The 15,506-nt window shown below is 68.2% G+C and carries 14 protein-coding genes and 1 tRNA gene; 2 read left to right on the top strand and 13 right to left on the bottom strand.

Going from position 1 to position 15,506, the window contains the following annotated elements; translation table 11 throughout:
• The first annotated feature begins 16 nt into the window (after nucleotides 1-16).
• On the top strand, nucleotides 17-1,198 hold the full coding sequence (locus AC2YHJ_RS12760) for a TIGR03862 family flavoprotein (protein ID WP_487396584.1): 1,182 nt from the start codon (nucleotides 17-19) through the stop codon (nucleotides 1,196-1,198).
• Here AC2YHJ_RS12760 and AC2YHJ_RS12755 read toward each other — a convergent pair.
• From AC2YHJ_RS12755 to ssb, 11 genes are all read right to left on the bottom strand, one after another.
• Nucleotides 1,195-2,796, bottom strand: a complete 1,602-nt coding sequence (locus AC2YHJ_RS12755) for a zinc-binding metallopeptidase family protein (RefSeq protein WP_487396438.1) — start codon at nucleotides 2,794-2,796, stop codon at nucleotides 1,195-1,197. The two genes, AC2YHJ_RS12760 and AC2YHJ_RS12755, sit on opposite strands and share 4 nt — an antisense overlap.
• A gap of 45 nt (nucleotides 2,797-2,841) precedes the next feature.
• Entirely contained in the window at nucleotides 2,842-3,441 is a 600-nt protein-coding gene (locus AC2YHJ_RS12750) for a DsbA family protein (RefSeq protein ID WP_487396437.1), read from the bottom strand.
• A gap of 5 nt (nucleotides 3,442-3,446) precedes the next feature.
• On the bottom strand, nucleotides 3,447-4,076 hold the full coding sequence (locus AC2YHJ_RS12745) for a CoA-transferase (protein WP_487396436.1): 630 nt from the start codon (nucleotides 4,074-4,076) through the stop codon (nucleotides 3,447-3,449).
• Entirely contained in the window at nucleotides 4,076-4,810 is a 735-nt protein-coding gene (locus AC2YHJ_RS12740; protein WP_487396435.1) for a CoA transferase subunit A, read from the bottom strand. Before AC2YHJ_RS12740 ends, AC2YHJ_RS12745 begins: the two co-directional genes overlap by 1 nt.
• A gap of 249 nt (nucleotides 4,811-5,059) precedes the next feature.
• The gene (locus tag AC2YHJ_RS12735) at nucleotides 5,060-5,329 is read right to left on the bottom strand and encodes a hypothetical protein (RefSeq protein WP_487396434.1); all 270 of its coding nucleotides are present in this window, start codon (nucleotides 5,327-5,329) and stop codon (nucleotides 5,060-5,062) included.
• Nucleotides 5,330-5,676: 347 nt separating this feature from the next.
• Nucleotides 5,677-5,749 (bottom strand) — tRNA-Lys (locus AC2YHJ_RS12730).
• A 181-nt stretch (nucleotides 5,750-5,930) separates the two neighbouring features.
• Nucleotides 5,931-6,434 carry a peptidylprolyl isomerase gene (locus tag AC2YHJ_RS12725; RefSeq protein ID WP_487396433.1) on the bottom strand — a complete coding sequence of 168 codons (504 nt, stop codon included), beginning with the start codon at nucleotides 6,432-6,434 and terminating at the stop codon, nucleotides 5,931-5,933.
• Between the two features lie 22 nt (nucleotides 6,435-6,456).
• Nucleotides 6,457-7,047, bottom strand: coding sequence for a peptidylprolyl isomerase (locus AC2YHJ_RS12720; RefSeq protein WP_487396432.1), 591 nt, complete (start codon nucleotides 7,045-7,047; stop codon nucleotides 6,457-6,459).
• A 14-nt stretch (nucleotides 7,048-7,061) separates the two neighbouring features.
• On the bottom strand, nucleotides 7,062-7,571 hold the full coding sequence (gene coaD / locus AC2YHJ_RS12715) for a pantetheine-phosphate adenylyltransferase (RefSeq protein ID WP_487396431.1): 510 nt from the start codon (nucleotides 7,569-7,571) through the stop codon (nucleotides 7,062-7,064).
• Nucleotides 7,564-10,317: a DNA gyrase subunit A gene (gyrA, locus tag AC2YHJ_RS12710; RefSeq protein ID WP_487396430.1), complete on the bottom strand. Its 2,754-nt coding sequence runs from the start codon at nucleotides 10,315-10,317 to the stop codon at nucleotides 7,564-7,566. Before gyrA ends, coaD begins: the two co-directional genes overlap by 8 nt.
• A 109-nt stretch (nucleotides 10,318-10,426) precedes the next feature.
• Complete coding sequence (ssb, locus tag AC2YHJ_RS12705; RefSeq protein WP_487396429.1) at nucleotides 10,427-10,951, bottom strand: single-stranded DNA-binding protein; 525 nt, start codon at nucleotides 10,949-10,951, stop codon at nucleotides 10,427-10,429.
• Between the two features lie 231 nt (nucleotides 10,952-11,182).
• On the opposite strand from ssb, the gene uvrA reads away from it, so the two are divergent.
• Complete coding sequence (uvrA, locus tag AC2YHJ_RS12700) at nucleotides 11,183-14,047, top strand: excinuclease ABC subunit UvrA (RefSeq protein ID WP_487396428.1); 2,865 nt, start codon at nucleotides 11,183-11,185, stop codon at nucleotides 14,045-14,047.
• A gap of 5 nt (nucleotides 14,048-14,052) precedes the next feature.
• Here the strand turns inward: uvrA and AC2YHJ_RS12695 are convergent, their stop codons facing one another.
• Both AC2YHJ_RS12695 and AC2YHJ_RS12690 read right to left on the bottom strand, forming a co-directional pair.
• A complete protein-coding gene (locus AC2YHJ_RS12695) occupies nucleotides 14,053-14,853 on the bottom strand; it encodes a hypothetical protein (RefSeq protein WP_487396427.1) in 801 nt (266 codons plus the stop codon).
• Nucleotides 14,854-14,868: 15 nt separating this feature from the next.
• Nucleotides 14,869-15,492: a hypothetical protein gene (locus AC2YHJ_RS12690; RefSeq protein WP_487396426.1), complete on the bottom strand. Its 624-nt coding sequence runs from the start codon at nucleotides 15,490-15,492 to the stop codon at nucleotides 14,869-14,871.
• Nucleotides 15,493-15,506: the final 14 nt, after the last annotated feature.

Genomic DNA, 15,506 nt, shown 5'->3' with positions numbered 1-15,506 from the left:
GGAGGCGCGTTACGGCATCGCCATCCTCGGCGCCGGCCCCGCGGGGCTGATGGCGGCCGAGGCAGCGGCCGCATCCGGGGCGGCCGTCACCGTCTTCGACCACATGCCCTCCCCCGCGCGGAAGCTGCTTATTGCCGGACGGGGTGGGTTGAACGTCACGCATTCCGAACCACTCGATGCGTTCCTTGGCCGCTACGGCACCGCACGAGGGCGCCTTGAGCCCTTCATCCGCGCCTTCCCGCCCGAAGGCCTGATCGCCTGGTGCGAGGGGCTGGGTCAGGAAACCTTCGTGGGCAGTTCGGGGCGCGTCTTCCCAAGGGCGATGAAGGCGTCACCGCTGCTGCGCGCCTGGCTGGCCCGGCTCGCCTCGCTTGGCGTCACGCTGCGCCCGCGCCATCGCTGGACAGGCGTCACCGAGGACGGCGGATTGCGCTTCGCAACGGCGGAGGGTGAACGGATCGAACGCCCTGCCGCGACGGTCCTCGCACTCGGCGGCGCCTCCTGGCCGCGGCTCGGGTCCGATGGAGGCTGGGTGTCGCTGCTGCCGGGCTGCGCGATCGCGCCGCTGCGGCCATCCAACATGGGCTTCGCCATCGCATGGTCGGATCACCTGCGCGTGCGCTTCGCTGGCACGCCACTGAAGCGCATTGCGCTGACCTTCGGCGGCACCACAATCCGTGGCGAGGCGGTGCTCACCGCCCAGGGCATCGAAGGCGGCGCGGTCTACGCATTATCCGCGCCACTGCGTGACGCCATCGCGACCAGCGGGGACGCCACCCTGGCTCTCGACCTGCGGCCGGACCTGTCGCGCGACGACCTGGTGCGGCGCCTCGGCGGCCGGCCAGGCGCGGTGTCCCTGTCCAACCATTTGCGCCGCGCCGGGGGATTGTCGCCCGTCGCCGTGGCGCTGGTGCAGGAAGCGCTGCACGCCGGCGCGCCGCGCGACGACCTCGCTACCCTGGTCAAGGCCGTGCCGCTGCGCCTGACCGCGCCCTTCCCGATCGAGCGCGCCATCTCCTCGGCCGGAGGACTGGCCTGGGATGAACTGGACGCGGCGCTGATGCTGCGCCGCCATCCCGGTATCTTCGCCTGCGGCGAGATGCTGGACTGGGAGGCGCCGACGGGTGGCTACCTCCTGCAGGCCTGCTTCGCGACGGGGCGCGCGGCAGGCCAGGCCGCCGCGGCCTTCGCGCGCTAAAGCCGCTCCCCGGCGCCGAGGCCATCGAGCGGCGTCGGCACGCACCATTCATCACCGCGCGCCGTTGTGGCGTATTCCGGCCAGCGCAGATCGACGGGTGCTGCGAAATCCTTATCCAGCAGCGGCGGGACCCATTTCGACCCGCCCATGCCGCCGCCGGTGCGATCCCGCCATTCCGCTTGCGCGGATTCCAGCAGGCCGGGCTTGGCGACCAGGTCGACCAGCGTCAGCGCCATGGTCTTCGCAGCGACGAACATGCCCGGGTCGATGGCCGCCGGCAGGCCGCCCAGCGCGTTGTAGGACCACGTCGGGTAGTCGAATTCCGCATCCGGCGCGCGCAGCCGCGGCCGCGCGGTCAGCAGCCGCACCGTCGGGCAATGCCAGCAGAACTCGACATAGTCATCAGCGGACAAATGCATCTGCCAGGGCGGCAGGAAATGGCGCATGCCGGCCTCGAATTCGGCCGGTGTGGACAGCTTGGTGTTGGCGGGAGCGAAGGGATCGTCCATCGGCGCCAGGCCGAGCCCGGACTGGATCTCGCGCGCGAAGGACTTCGCGGCCTCGCCATAGGATGGCGGCCCGACCTCCTGCAGGTTCGCCCAGGTGGCATCGGTCAGCACGGTATTGGCCAAGCCGACGCGCGTCTTGGTCACCCAGCGCAGATGCGCCGTACAGGCCGTCGCCGCAGCCGCCGAACGCGCATTGGCCATCAGCACATTGCCGATCTGCTGCGCCATCGGCAGCGACGGCGTGCGCCAGGAATACTGGATCTGCGTGAAGCGCGGCGCGAGGTTGTCCGAGGTCGCGTCCCCGCCATGCATGATGAACTCGTTCAGCGTCCAGGCGCCGGCGTGGGGGAACATCGCCTCCTTGGTGTATTTCGTCGTCGTGTACATCAGGCACAGCGCGTCGGTGGCACCGGGCGCGCGGGCGGCGGCGTGGCCGACGTCGCGGATCGGCAGCAGCGACTTGTCGATCCAGGTCTCGGGGCTCTCGCAGGTGAAGGTGATGACGCAGGACCAATAGGCGCCGAACTGCGTTTCCGCGGTCACCGTGTTCTGCATGTGGGGGTGATAGACAACCGCCGCATCCAGCCCGTCATAATACCCCTTCGCCGCATGCACGGGCTTCGATCCGCAGACCTTCTCCGCGGGTTCGCCGAACAGTACCAGCCGCCCTGGCGTGCCCGTAGCCTGCAACGCCGCCTTGGCCGCGAGCACCGATGTCAGTGCCGCCGTGCCCAGCGAGGAATGCGGATCGGTATGTCCCGCTGCATAGGGGTGCATCCCCGCGCGCGGTTCCCGGCGCGGCACCACCGCCTGGCAATTGCCCGGCACCGCATCGTATTCCGAGAAGGAGGCAAGCAGCGGCCCGCCCTTACCCCAGCGCGCGACAAAGGCGGTCGGCATGCCGCCCGATCCGGCCTCCACCTCGAAACCCTCGGCGCGCAGGAAGTCCACGTAGGCGGCCGCCGAACGGTATTCCCGCCAGGCCGGCTCGGCGAAGTGCCAGATGCGCTCGTTGAAGGCCGACATGCGGCCCTCATTCGCGGTGATCCAATCGAGCGCTGTGCGGCGCAGGGCAGCGAGGTCGGTCATGCGCATAATCCCCGGAGTGCGGATCGGGGAATGATGCGCCGGGTGCTATCCCCGCGCCAGACGGCGCGCCACGAAGTCCAGCCGGTCCTGGCCCCAGAAGATGTCATCCCCGATCACATAGGACGGCGCGCCGAATACGCCGCGATCGAGCGCCGCCTTGGTGTCCGCGGCGCGGCGTTCGAGCCAGCGCGGCTCGGCACCGAGCGCCATGACCTTCGCAGCATCCAGGCCCACATCACCGATCAGCGCGGCGAGGGTCGTAGGGTCGGCAGGATCCTTCTCCTCCTCCCACAGCGCCTTCAGCACGCGATGCGCCAGCGCGATGGCCGGCGCGTCGCCCATCGTCTCGCGCAACGCGATGACACAGCCGCAGGCGGGCAGCTCATTGTGCGGGAAATGCTTCGGATGGGTCGTGATCGGAATGCCCAGCGCATCACGCCAGCGGGCCAGTTCCTGCAACCGATAGGCCTGACGCTGTGGGGACCGCTTGGGCAGCGGCAGGCCGCCAGAGCCGGCGAAGATCGCGCCGAAATCGACCGGGAAGATGCGGAGGGACGCGCCGTGCTGCGCCGCCAGCGCCTCGATCCGGGCCGCGCCGAGATAGGTCCAGGGCGAGTTCAACGAAGCGTAGTAGTCGATATGCATGGCGCTCACTCCGTGACCGGGCAGGCGGTGGCCGCACGCACCTCATCGATCGACACGCCGGGTGCCAGGTCGCGCACCGCGAAGGCAGCGCCCGTCGGCGCGAAGAGACCGAGTTCGGTCGCCACCAGCTTGACCACGCCGCGCGCGGTGACCGGCAGGGAGCAGGTCGCGAGCAGACGCGGCGAGCCATCCCGCGTGCGGTGCTCCATCATCAGGAAGACGTTCTTGGCACAGGCCGCGAGATCCATCGCGCCGCCGATCACCCCGCCCTTGGCCCCCTTCACCTTCCAATTGGCAAAGTCGCCATTCGCCGCGGCCTCGTAACTGCCGAGGATCGTCACATCGATCCGCCCGCTGCGGATCAGCGCGAAGCTGTCAGCGTGATCGACAATGGCAGCGCCGGGCGGCAGCGTGACGTAGCGCCGGCTGGCATCCACCAGATGGATGTCCTCCTGCCCCTCGGCTGCGACCGGGCCGAAGCCGATGACGCCGTTCTCGGCATGGAAGAAGACCTCGCGCTCACCGAGCGGCACGTCGGTGATCAGCGTCGGCATGCCGACGCCGAGGTTCACGATCCAGCCGTCCTGCAGTTCACGCGCCAGGCGCTCGGCGATCTGGGTGCGCGACCAGGGCATCAGCGGGTCTCCTTCAGGCTGGGCCAGATTGCCGCCGGCGCCGGCGGGATGTGCACCAGGCGATGCACCAGGATGCCAGGCGTATGGACGTCGTCGGGATCGATCGCGCCGGCCGGCAGGATCGGTTCCTCGACCTCGACGATCACGAGTTTCGAGGCCATGGCCATGATCGGATTGAAGTTGCGCTGGGCGCGGCGGAAACGGAGATTGCCGGCCTCATCCGCCTGATACGCGCGCAGCAGGGCGACGTCGCAGGGCAACGCGTATTCCAACAGGTACTCGCGGCCGTTGATGACGCGCGTCTCGCGCCCCTCGGCAAGCTCCGTGCCGACGCCGGCCGGCGTGAAGAAGGCAGGGACGCCGGCGCCCGCGGCGCGCAGGCGTTCGGCAAGCGTGCCTTGCGGGACGGTTTCAGCATCCACCTCGCCGCGTTCGTAGTAGGGGGTGAAGGGCAGTACGTCCGAGGCCCGTGGCGCCGCGGTGAAGGAACAGATCACCTTCGCGACCTGGCCGTTTTCCACCAGCATGCCGATGTCGGGATTGCGCGGCTTGCGCGGGCCGCCCGTGGTGTTGCCGACGCAGACCAGCCGCTTCGCGCCCTGGCGCAACAGCGCGGCGGTCAGGTTGAAGGGCGAACCCGGCAGGGCGAAGCCGCCAAAGGCAATGGTCGCACCATCCGGTATGCCGGCCACCGCCGCGTCAAAATCCGCCACGACCTTGCTGCGTCGCGCCATCGCCACGTTCTCCTTTTCCTTTGCGCGCATGGTCCAGCGCCCGGGCGATGCTGTCCAGGGGGGCGGCTGAATCTGGTGTCCGCTACGGGGCATCTGGCGCGGCACCGGTGATGACGGCGGTGCCGCGCGGCTTCGCCATGGTGCTGATAGGGCAGCACGCCAGGAGCATGCAGTGGAGAACGCTTTGCGCGCGCCCTACCCACCCGCACCCGCGAAGGCGCGCCGGGCGCGCCGATGTCGGCCCGCGCGCTACAGAAGGCGCGCAACCGGCACGGCGCGCACGACTTCGTCCCAATAGACGCGCGGCGGGTGCGGGCTGCCCAACAGCGCGCCGTGGTCGCTCAGCCAATGCGCAAGGTAGGCCACAGTGTCGGGATGAAGCACTACACGCTCGAGCAGATCGTCCCAGGGCATGTCCATGCCCACCATCTCAAGGTGGCCGTAAAGTTCTCCATCGCAGATTTGAAAGAGGTCGCCGTCGGGCCCAACGGGCAGGATTTCGATCGATAGGGTTTGCATGGGTTGCCCCCGCTGATTCATGGGAGGGATTTTACCCGATTGCGCTCCTGGCCGGGCGGGCAATCATGCACGCATCGGTAGCATCCGGTGCGAGAACGATCACTCAAATCCGCGCCCAACCAAGGCCTTAAGCCATTCAGCCGACGTCGCAATTTTCCGCGACCTGCAACCAGAAGGCGCATTGGTTCCGGGCGCATTTCATGCCCGCTACGCGCTGTCGCCGCCATGAGATCGCGGCCCGCCACCACGCCCGCAACGCGTGGCGCATCGCCGCTTCGTCGCAAACGAGCGGTCGGTCGCAACGCGGGATGGGGACGATACCGGCGCACGCAACGCCCGGGAGAAAATGAGCCGGGAGGGACTCGAACCCTCGACCATTCGATTAAAAGTCGAATGCTCTACCGACTGAGCTACCGGCTCACAGACGCGGCTTCGACACCGCGTCGAAACTTCGGAACGCGCCACCTCAGCAATGGCGAGTTCCTGCATCCTTGACGCCCAGGTTCACCGTAGCCGCGTGCATGGCACACACGCGGCCCACCGGCCGGCTGTGGGCAAGCCGGACCCGGCGCCCGGTCGTCATGGCGCCGGGTACATAGCGTCAGGCGGCGTCGGCCGCCACCTTCAGGCTGCGGATCTTGTCCGGGCCCTGGACCATGCCGGACCCGCCGGCGCCGCGCTTGATCTTGTCGATCGCTTCCATCCCGGCCGTCACCTGGCCCCAGATGGTGTACTGGCCATCAAGGCTCGGCGCCGGGGCGAACATGATGAAGAACTGGCTGTTCGCGCTGTGCGGGTTCTGGGTGCGCGCCATGCCGCAGGTGCCGCGCACGAAGCGCGCCGTGCCGGGCTGGCTGAACTCGGCCTCGATGTCCGGCAGGTCGGACCCGCCAGTCCCGGTGCCGGTCGGGTCACCGCCCTGGGCCATGAAGCCCTCGATCACACGATGGAACGGCACGCCGTCATAGAAACCCTGGCGCGCCAGGGTCTTGATCTGCTCGACATGCTTGGGCGCGAGGTCGGGGCGCAGCGCGATCGTCACGGTGCCGTGCTCGAGATCGAGGATCAGCGTGTTCTCGGGATCGGCGGCGGGGGTATCGGTCATTGGCGATGCTCTCAGCGAAAGGTCAGCGGGCATCCGCGGCGATGCGCGCGGTGCGGATGCGGTCGGGGTTGGTCACGGTGCCGGAACCCGGCGCACCCTTCTTGATGCGGTCCACGGCATCCATGCCGGAGATCACGCGGCCCCAGATGGTGTACTGGCCGTCGAGCGACTGGTTCGGTGCGAACATGATGAAGAACTGGCTGTTCGCGCTGTTGGGGTCCGCCGTGCGCGCCATGCCGACCGTGCCGCGCAGGAAGCGCGCGCGCGACGGCGGGCTGAACTCGGCGCGCAGGTTCGGCAGCGGCGAACCGCCCGTGCCGGTGCCGGTCGGGTCGCCGCCCTGGGCCATGAAGCCGTCGATCACGCGATGGAACGGCGTGTTGTTGTAGAAGCCCTGGCGGGTCAGCTGCTTGATGCGCGCGACATGGTTCGGCGCCAGGTCGGGCAGCAGCTGGATGGTCACGGTGCCGGACGGGACCTCCAGGATCAGCGTGTTCTCCGGGTCCGGCGCGGCGGCGGCCGGGGCCGGCGTGGTCTGTGCCGGCGCATCCTGCGCACAGGCGGCGAGGCCAAGCGCGGCGATGCTGCCGCCGAGAAGCGTCCTGCGGTCCATGTGTCGGTGTCCCTTCAGCCTTGTGTTGCGCGCAGCTTGGCCATGGTGCGGTCAAGCGTCGTCTTCGGCACGAAGCCGGAAATATCGCCCCCCAGCCGCGCGATCTCCTTCACGAGACGGGAGGCGATGAACTGGTTGGTCTCCGAGGCCATCAGGAAGACCGTCTCGATCTCCTGATCCAGGCGCCGGTTCATGCCGACCATCTGGAACTCGTAGTCGAAATCGGCGACGGCACGCAGGCCGCGGACGATCATCCGGGCGCCGATGTCGCGCGCATACTGGACGAGCAGACCCTGGAAGGGACGCACCTCGATCGCCGTGCCGGTGCGCTCCGCGATGGGCGCAACCTCGGCACGCACCAGATCGACCCGTTCCTCGAGATCGAACAACGGCCCCTTGCCGATGTTGATCGCGACGCCGACCACGAGGCGATCGACCAGCCGCGCGGCGCGGCCGATCACGTCGAGATGCCCGTTGGTGACCGGGTCGAAGGTGCCCGGATACAGGGCAACGCGTTCAGTCATTGTTGTCTGCCGTTTCCTCGGGCGGCGGGGCCTCGCCGCTGTCTTCGTCATCGGCCACGGGGAAGCAGGAAATGACCCGCTCGCCATCGGCCAGCCGCATCAGCGTGACACCCATGCCCTGGCGGCCGGTGCTGCGCACCGCATCGGCCTCGATGCGGATGAGCTGCCCACCATCGGTGACCAGCATGAGGTGATCGCCGGTGCGCACCGGGAAGGTCGCGACAACCTCGCGACCCGTACGACGGGACAGCGTGATCCCGTTGATGCCCTGCCCGCCGCGACCGGTGACGCGGTATTCGTGCGAGGAGGTGCGCTTGCCGAAGCCGCCATCGGTCACGGCGAGGATCATCTCCTCCGCCTCCGCCAGCGCATCGAAACGCTCAGGGCTGAGCGCGACGTCAGCGACCGCTTCCTCGCTGTCCTCGATCGGAGCGACTTCGGCTTCCTCGTCAGCCCCACGGCGCCGGGCAGCTGCGGCCTTCAGATAGGCAGCGCGCTCCTCCGGCGATGCGTCGCCGTGGCGCAGCACGGACAGGGCGATCACGCTGTCGCCCTCGGCCAACCGAATGCCACGCACGCCGGTCGAATCGCGCCCGGCGAACAGGCGCAGCGTGTCGGGCTCCGCCTGGAACCGGATCGCCTTGCCCAGCCGCGTGGCGAGCAACACATCGTCGCCCTCCCGGCAGGTGGCCACACCCACCAGGCTGTCGCCCTCATCCAGCTTCATCGCGATCAAGCCGGAGGAGCGGACGTTCTTGAAGTCCGATAGCCGGTTGCGCCGGACATTGCCCTGCACCGTCGCGAAGACCAGGTGCAGCCCGTCCCACAGCGATTCATCGAGCGGCAGCGGCAGCACAGCCGTCACGCTCTCACCTTCCTGCAACGCCAGCACTTGGCGCAGCGAACGGCCGCGGCCCGTCGCACCGCCTTCGGGCAACTGCCAGACCTTCTCGCGGAAGGCGATGCCGCGGCTGGTGAAGAACAGCACGAACTGGTGGGTATGCGCGACGAAGGACCGGATGACGACGTCATCCTCCCGCGTGCCCGCGCCCGTGCGCCCCTTCCCGCCGCGCCCCTGGGCGCGGAAGGTGTCGAGCGGCGTGCGCTTGACGTAGCCGTCGCGCGTCAGCGTCACCACCATGGTGCCGGGCTCGATCAGGCTTTCGTCGTCCACATCGGCGAGGCCGTCGACGATCTGCGTCATGCGCGGGGAGGCGATCTCGCCGCGCACCCTGCGCAATTCCTCGGTCATCACCTCCATACGGCGCGGGCGGGAGCCGAGAATGTCGAGCAGATCGCGGATGCGCTCGCCGACCTCACCAAGCTCGCCGGTGATCTTCTCGCGTTCCAGGCCGGTCAGGCGCTGCAGGCGCAGGTCGAGAATGCCGCGGGCCTGTTCCTCGGTCAGCCGCACCGTGCCTTCGGGCGTGATGACATTGCGGTAGTCGTCCACCAGAGCGAGCAGCACGCCGACATCGCCGGCCGGCCAGTCGCGTTCCATCAGCGCGGCGCGCGCCGTGGCGGCATCGCTGCTGGCGCGGATCACGCGGATCACCTCATCGATGTTGGCGACCGCGATGGCCAGGCCGATCAGCAAGTGCCCGCGCTCGCGCGCCTTGGCGAGGCGATAACGCGACCGCCGCAGGATCACATCCTCGCGGAAGGCGATGAAGGCGAGCAGCGCGTCGCGCAGCCCCATCTGCTGCGGGCGCCCATTGTGCAGGGCGAGGAAATTCACCGCGAAAGACGTCTGCAGCGACGTCATGCGATACAGCTGGTTCAGCACCACCTCGACCGTCGCATCGCGCTTCAGCTCAATGACGATGCGCATGCCCGAACGATCGGATTCGTCGCGCAGGTCGGAGATGCCTTCGATCGCCTTCGCGCGGACGAGTTCGGCGATCTTCTCCAGCAGCGTCGCCTTGTTGACCTGATAGGGGATCTCCGTGACGGCGATGGCCTGGCGGCCGCCGCGCATCTCCTCGATCTCGGCGCGCGCGCGCAGCGGGATCGATCCCCGACCCGTCTCGAAGGCCGCGCGAATGCCCGAACGCCCGAGGATCAACCCGCCGGTCGGGAAGTCCGGCCCGGGGATGATCTTCATCAGGTCTTCGAGCGTCAGCGAATTGTCGGCGACCAGCGCGAGGGTCGCGTCGATGACCTCGGTCGGGTTGTGCGTCGGGATGTTCGTCGCCATGCCGACGGCGATGCCGCCCGCGCCATTGACCAGCAGATTCGGGAAGGCGGCTGGCAGCACGCGGGGTTCATGCGCGCTTTCGTCGTAGTTCGCCTGGAAATCGACGGTGTCCTCGTCGATGCCCTCCAGCAGCGCCATCGCTGACGGCGCGAGGCGCGCTTCGGTGTAGCGCATCGCCGCCGGCGGATCGCCGTCCACCGAGCCGAAATTGCCCTGTCCGTCGATCAGCGGCACGCGCATCGAGAAGGGCTGCGCCATGCGTACCATGGCGTCGTAGATCGAGGCATCGCCATGCGGGTGATACTTACCCATGACGTCGCCGACGACGCGGGCCGATTTGCGATACGGCTTGTCGGAGGTGTAGCCGGCCTCCTGCATCGCAAACAGGATGCGGCGATGCACCGGCTTCAGCCCGTCGCGCACATCCGGCAGGGCGCGCGCGACGATCACGCTCATCGCATAGTCGAGATAGGAGCGGCGCATCTCCTCCTCGAGCGCAACAGGCTGCGTGTCGATGGGGGTGTCGCCAGGGGTGCTGGGGTCGCTCACTCGGCTGGGCTCGATCCGGTCATGGGGCGGCGCGGCGCTGCCGCGCGCGGGTTTCGGGCGTCATAGGCACCGCGCGGCGGCCGCAGTCAACCGCCGCGCCGGGGCCGGTTCAGAACGGGATTTCGTCGTCGAGGTCGGTCTTCTTCGAATCCCAGCCGCCACCGCCACGCGACCCACCGGCGGACCGTCCGCCACTGCCGCCTTCGTAGCCGCCGCGCGACGCGCCACCGCCACCACTCGCTGGCCGTTCCGCATAGCCGCCGTCATCCGAGGCACCACCGCCCGAGCCGCGCCCGCCCACGAGCTGCAATTCGCCGCGGAACTGGCGCAGCACGATCTCGGTCGTGTAACGCTCCTGCCCAGCCTGGTCCTGCCATTTGCGGGTTTCGATCTGGCCCTCGATGTAGACCTCGCTGCCCTTGCGCAGGTACTTCTCGGCCACCTCGCCCAGGCGTTCATTGAAGATCGCCACGGCGTGCCACTCGGTCCGCTCCTGCTGGTTGCCCTCGCGGTCCTTGTATCGCTCGGACGTTGCGATTCGCAGGTTCACGACCTTGCCGCCGTTCTGGAAGTTGCGGACTTCCGGATCGCGGCCGAGCCGCCCGAGAATGATCGCCTTGTTGACGCCTGCCATACCTGCTGCTCTCTGGAAATTCGGCCGGACATACTAGCCTTTCCGGGCAGCGGCGGCCAGTCTCCCGCCTGCCCAGGGGCAGTGCCGCCCCGACGCCCGGCGGACCCTGCCACGACGCTGCCGCATCGCAACATCCCCTTCCCTTCCGGCGCGTCCCGGATCATATAGTAAAGAGAACATCACCGGAACATCACCGGCCGGCTCCGCCGCGCCGCGCGGAGCCCCCATCGCATGACCGGCCAGATCCGTATCCGCGGCGCCAGGCAACACAACCTGAAGGACGTGGACCTCGACATCCCGCGCGACCGTCTGACGGTCGTCACCGGCCTGTCGGGGTCGGGCAAGTCCTCGCTCGCCTTCGACACCATCTATGCGGAGGGGCAACGACGCTACGTCGAGTCGCTCTCCGCCTATGCGCGGCAGTTCCTGCAACTGATGCAGAAGCCCGATGTCGATTCGATCGAGGGCCTGTCGCCGGCCATCTCCATCGAGCAGAAGACCACCAGCCACAATCCGCGGTCCACCGTCGGCACGGTCACTGAGATCCACGACTACATGCGCCTGCTCTGGGCACGGGCCGGCGTGCCGTACTCCCCAGCGACGGGCCTGCCGATCGAGGCGCAGACCGTCTCCCAGATGGTCGATCGCGTCATGGCGATGGAGGAAGGCACGAGGCTGCTGCTGCTCGCCCCCATCGCGCGCGGCAAGAAGGGCGAATTCAAGAAGGAGCTGGCCGAGCTGCAGCGCCGCGGCTTCGAACGCGTGAAGATCAACGGCGCGCTGCACCTGATCGCCGAAGCGCCGAAGCTGGACAAGAAGCTGAAGCACGACATCGAGGCGGTGGTGGACCGAATCGTGGTGCGCGAAGGGATCGCCCAGCGCCTCGCCGATTCCTTCGAGACCGCGCTCTCGCTCTCCGACGGCATCGCTTACGCCGAGAATGCGGATACGCAGGACCGCACCGTGTTCAGCGCGAAATTCGCCTGCCCGGTCTCCGGCTTCACCATCGAGGAAGTCGAGCCGCGGCTCTTCTCCTTCAACTCCCCGCATGGCGCCTGCCCGTCCTGCGACGGCCTCGGCACCGAGACCTTCTTCGACCCGATGCTCGTGGTGCCGCAGGACGATGTGTCGCTGAAGGACGGGGCGGTCATGCCCTGGACCGGCGCGCAATCGCCCTACTACACCCAGACGCTGGAAAGCTTGGCGAAGCACTTTAAGTTCGCGATGACGATGCCCTGGCAGGACATCCCGGCCGCGGTGCGTCAGCAGATCCTGCACGGCACCGGCGATGAGGTCGTCACGCTGCGCTACAAGGACGGGCTGCGCGCCTATGAGGTGAAGAAGCCCTTCGAGGGCATCATCCCCAACCTCGAACGCCGCTTCAAGGAAACCGACAATCCCTGGGTGCGAGAGGACCTGTCCCGCTACCAGGCGCAGAAGCCCTGCCAGGTCTGCAACGGCTATCGCCTCAAGCCGCAGGCGCTGTCGGTGAAGATCGCGACGAAGCACATCGGCGAGGTCAGCGACCTGTCGATCCGCCGCGCGCGCGACTGGTTCGCCACGGTGATGGAAACGCTGACCCCGCAGCGTCAGGAGATCGCCCGGCGCATCCTGCGCGAGATCGAGGAACGGTTGCAGTTCCTGGTCGATGTCGGCCTGGACTACCTGAGCCTCGGCCGGTCCTCCGCCACGCTGTCGGGTGGCGAATCGCAGCGTATCCGGCTGGCATCGCAGATCGGCTCGGGGCTGACCGGCGTGCTGTACGTGTTGGACGAACCGTCGATCGGCCTGCACCAGCGCGACAATGAACGGCTGCTGACCACGTTGCGGCGGCTGCGCGACCTCGGCAACACCGTGCTGGTCGTCGAGCATGACGAGGACGCGATCCGCCAGGCCGACCACCTCGTCGATATCGGTCCCGCTGCCGGCAAGGGCGGCGGGCAGGTCATCGCGCAGGGCACGCCGGCCGAGGTCGCGGCCAATCCTGCCAGCCTGACCGGCCAGTATCTCTCCGGCAGCCGCCGGATCGAGGTGCCGGCCACGCGCCGCAAGACGGACAGGAAGAAACAACTCCGCGTCGTCGGTGCCACCGGCAACAACCTGAAGAACCTGACCGCATCGATCCCGCTCGGCACTTTCACCTGCATCACGGGCGTGTCCGGTGGCGGCAAGTCCACGCTGGTGATCGAAACGCTCTACAAGGCTGCGTCCCGCCGCCTGATGGGTGCCGCCGAGGTCCCCGCCCCGCATGACCGGATCGAGGGGCTGGAACACCTCGACAAGATCATCGACATTGACCAGTCGCCGATCGGCCGCACGCCGCGATCCAACCCCGCGACCTATACCGGGCTATTCGCGCCGATCCGCGACTGGTTCTCGGAGATGCCGGAATCCCGTGCACGCGGCTACAAGGCCGGCCGCTTCTCCTTCAACGTGAAGGGCGGCCGTTGCGAGGCCTGCCAGGGCGACGGCCTCATCAAGATCGAGATGCACTTCCTGCCTGACGTCTACGTCACCTGCGACACCTGCAAGGGCAAGCGCTACAACCGCGAGACGCTGGAGGTGAAGTTCCGCGGCAAGTCGATCGCCGATGTGCTCGACATGACGGTGGATGAGGGCGTGGAGTTCTTCTCCGCCGTGCCGTCCATCCGCGACAAATTGTCGGTGCTGCGCGATGTCGGGCTCGGCTACATCCATCTCGGGCAGCAGGCCACGACGCTGTCGGGCGGCGAGGCGCAGCGCATCAAACTGTCGAAGGAACTGTCGCGCCGCGCGACGGGCCGCACGCTGTACATCCTCGACGAACCCACCACGGGCCTGCATTTCGAGGATGTGCGCAAGCTGCTCGAAGTGCTGCACGCACTGGTGGACCAGGGCAACACGGTCGTGGTGATCGAGCACAACCTCGAGGTCATCAAGACCGCCGACTGGGTGCTCGACCTCGGTCCCGAGGGTGGCGAGGGCGGCGGGCGGATGATCGCCGAGGGCACGCCGGAGGATGTCGCCGCCGTGCCGGAAAGCCATACCGGACGCTTCCTGGCACCGCTGCTGGCGCGCGTGGAAGCCCGGCCGGCGGCGAAGCGCAAGCGCGCGTGATCTGATCAGGGCGCCGGGGCGGCCGACCAGCGCGCAGCCTCGATCCGCGCGCGTTCTTCACTCGTAAGCGTCACGAAGCGCAGCTTGTCGTCCAGCGGAAAGGCCGGCCCGCCTTCCGGCGCGCGCAGCGCCAGTACCAGACCCTGCTGCGGGTCCAGCACGAAGGGCTTGTCGGATTTGCGCACCGGCCATTCAAAGGTCGCCCCGCCCTCATCCCGCACGCGCCAGGTGGGTCCCTCCCCCCAGCCGTCGAAAGCCACCGGCACGGCGCGCAGCGCACGGCCGGACAGCGCCTTCACCTCGCCCTTCTTGGCCTGCGCCTTGCGCGCGCCGAGGAGCAGCCCGCCGATCAGCAGCAATGCGAAGATCCCGCCACCGGCGGCCGTCGCCACGCGGTTCCATAGCCGGTCGAGCCCGAGATCCGTCGTCACCAGCGCCGGCCGCTGCGGATCCATCATCGCATTGGCCGTCCAGGAGCCCATGTGCGGCTCCACGAACATGTAGCTGACCTTGCGCGTGTGGCTGCCATCCTTGTCCCGCCAGGCCAGCGTCAGGTCGCAGGTCTGGAACAGGAACAGGCGCGACCGGCAGCGCCCCTCACTGACGCGGGCGAAGGATGCGGGCCGCGCCTCGTTCCGCACCGCGAAGTCGTCGCGGATGGCGGGACCGATATCTATCGCCAGCATGGCGATGAAGGCACCGAACAGCAGTATCCCCAACAGGGCCATCATCCATCCGCCGAGCGAACCGCGCCCGGGCCGGAGTTTCATCGGGCGCTGCGGGAAAGCGGCAAGGACGGGGGTCATCGGGCGCGCTCCGTCTCAGGGCACTGGGAAGGGGATCGGCGCGAATCCGCCATCGCGCAGCGACCCCCAGGCCGTCAGCGGCATCTTCGGCAGCACGTCGAAACTGGCAAGCGCAATCGGGGATGGCTTCCAGGCCGCGAAGTCGCGAAGGCCGGGGATGAAGTTCTGCGAGATCTCGTAGCCGCCATGCCAGGCGAGCGGCACGCCCTGCTTCTCCCGCACCGCCGGATCGGGATCCTCCATCACCGGGAAGCCACGACCGTTCCAGGCGCGCAGGGTCTGCCGCACGATCACCCAGAACAGCGTGTCGGCGACGCCGAAATCCGGCGTCAGCGCCAGCTTCATGCGCACCATGTGGCTGATCTCGGTCCCGGAATCCTCGCTGCGGCCGGTGATCTCGTGGAAGGTGCTGCTCGTCATCCACCAGGGGGAGGTCAGGTTCACCCAGTCCGGAATCGGATTGCCGGCATTGTCCACCGAATGGCCGATGCGGATCAGGATTTCCCCCGCGCGCACCTTCACCTGCTGCGGGAAGGAAATGCCGCCGCGGGCGGATTTCGACGAAGGATTCCACCCCTGCGCGAAGGCGAGGTTGCGATCCCCGGTCGTTCCGCCGAATTCGGCGTCGTTCGCTGGCATGATCCACGGCTCCA

Source organism: Roseomonas sp. SRI_022, from assembly GCF_057586215.1.
This window is presented reverse-complemented; position numbering and strand designations above follow the sequence as displayed.

Excerpts from the sequence above, each read along its gene's own strand:
- AC2YHJ_RS12735 (WP_487396434.1), bottom strand. The coding sequence starts at position 5,329 with ATGCAAACCCTATCGATCGAAATCCTGCCCGTTGGGCCCGACGGCGAC.
- ssb (WP_487396429.1), bottom strand. The coding sequence starts at position 10,951 with ATGGCAGGCGTCAACAAGGCGATCATTCTCGGGCGGCTCGGCCGCGAT.
- uvrA (WP_487396428.1), top strand. The coding sequence starts at position 11,183 with ATGACCGGCCAGATCCGTATCCGCGGCGCCAGGCAACACAACCTGAAG.
- AC2YHJ_RS12750 (WP_487396437.1), bottom strand. The coding sequence starts at position 3,441 with ATGCATATCGACTACTACGCTTCGTTGAACTCGCCCTGGACCTATCTC.
- AC2YHJ_RS12725 (WP_487396433.1), bottom strand. The coding sequence starts at position 6,434 with ATGACCGATACCCCCGCCGCCGATCCCGAGAACACGCTGATCCTCGAT.
- AC2YHJ_RS12695 (WP_487396427.1), bottom strand. The coding sequence starts at position 14,853 with ATGACCCCCGTCCTTGCCGCTTTCCCGCAGCGCCCGATGAAACTCCGG.
- AC2YHJ_RS12745 (WP_487396436.1), bottom strand. The coding sequence starts at position 4,076 with ATGCCCTGGTCGCGCACCCAGATCGCCGAGCGCCTGGCGCGTGAACTG.
- AC2YHJ_RS12755 (WP_487396438.1), bottom strand. The coding sequence starts at position 2,796 with ATGACCGACCTCGCTGCCCTGCGCCGCACAGCGCTCGATTGGATCACC.
- AC2YHJ_RS12740 (WP_487396435.1), bottom strand. The coding sequence starts at position 4,810 with ATGGCGCGACGCAGCAAGGTCGTGGCGGATTTTGACGCGGCGGTGGCC.
- AC2YHJ_RS12720 (WP_487396432.1), bottom strand. The coding sequence starts at position 7,047 with ATGGACCGCAGGACGCTTCTCGGCGGCAGCATCGCCGCGCTTGGCCTC.
- coaD (WP_487396431.1), bottom strand. The coding sequence starts at position 7,571 with ATGACTGAACGCGTTGCCCTGTATCCGGGCACCTTCGACCCGGTCACC.
- AC2YHJ_RS12690 (WP_487396426.1), bottom strand. The coding sequence starts at position 15,492 with ATGCCAGCGAACGACGCCGAATTCGGCGGAACGACCGGGGATCGCAAC.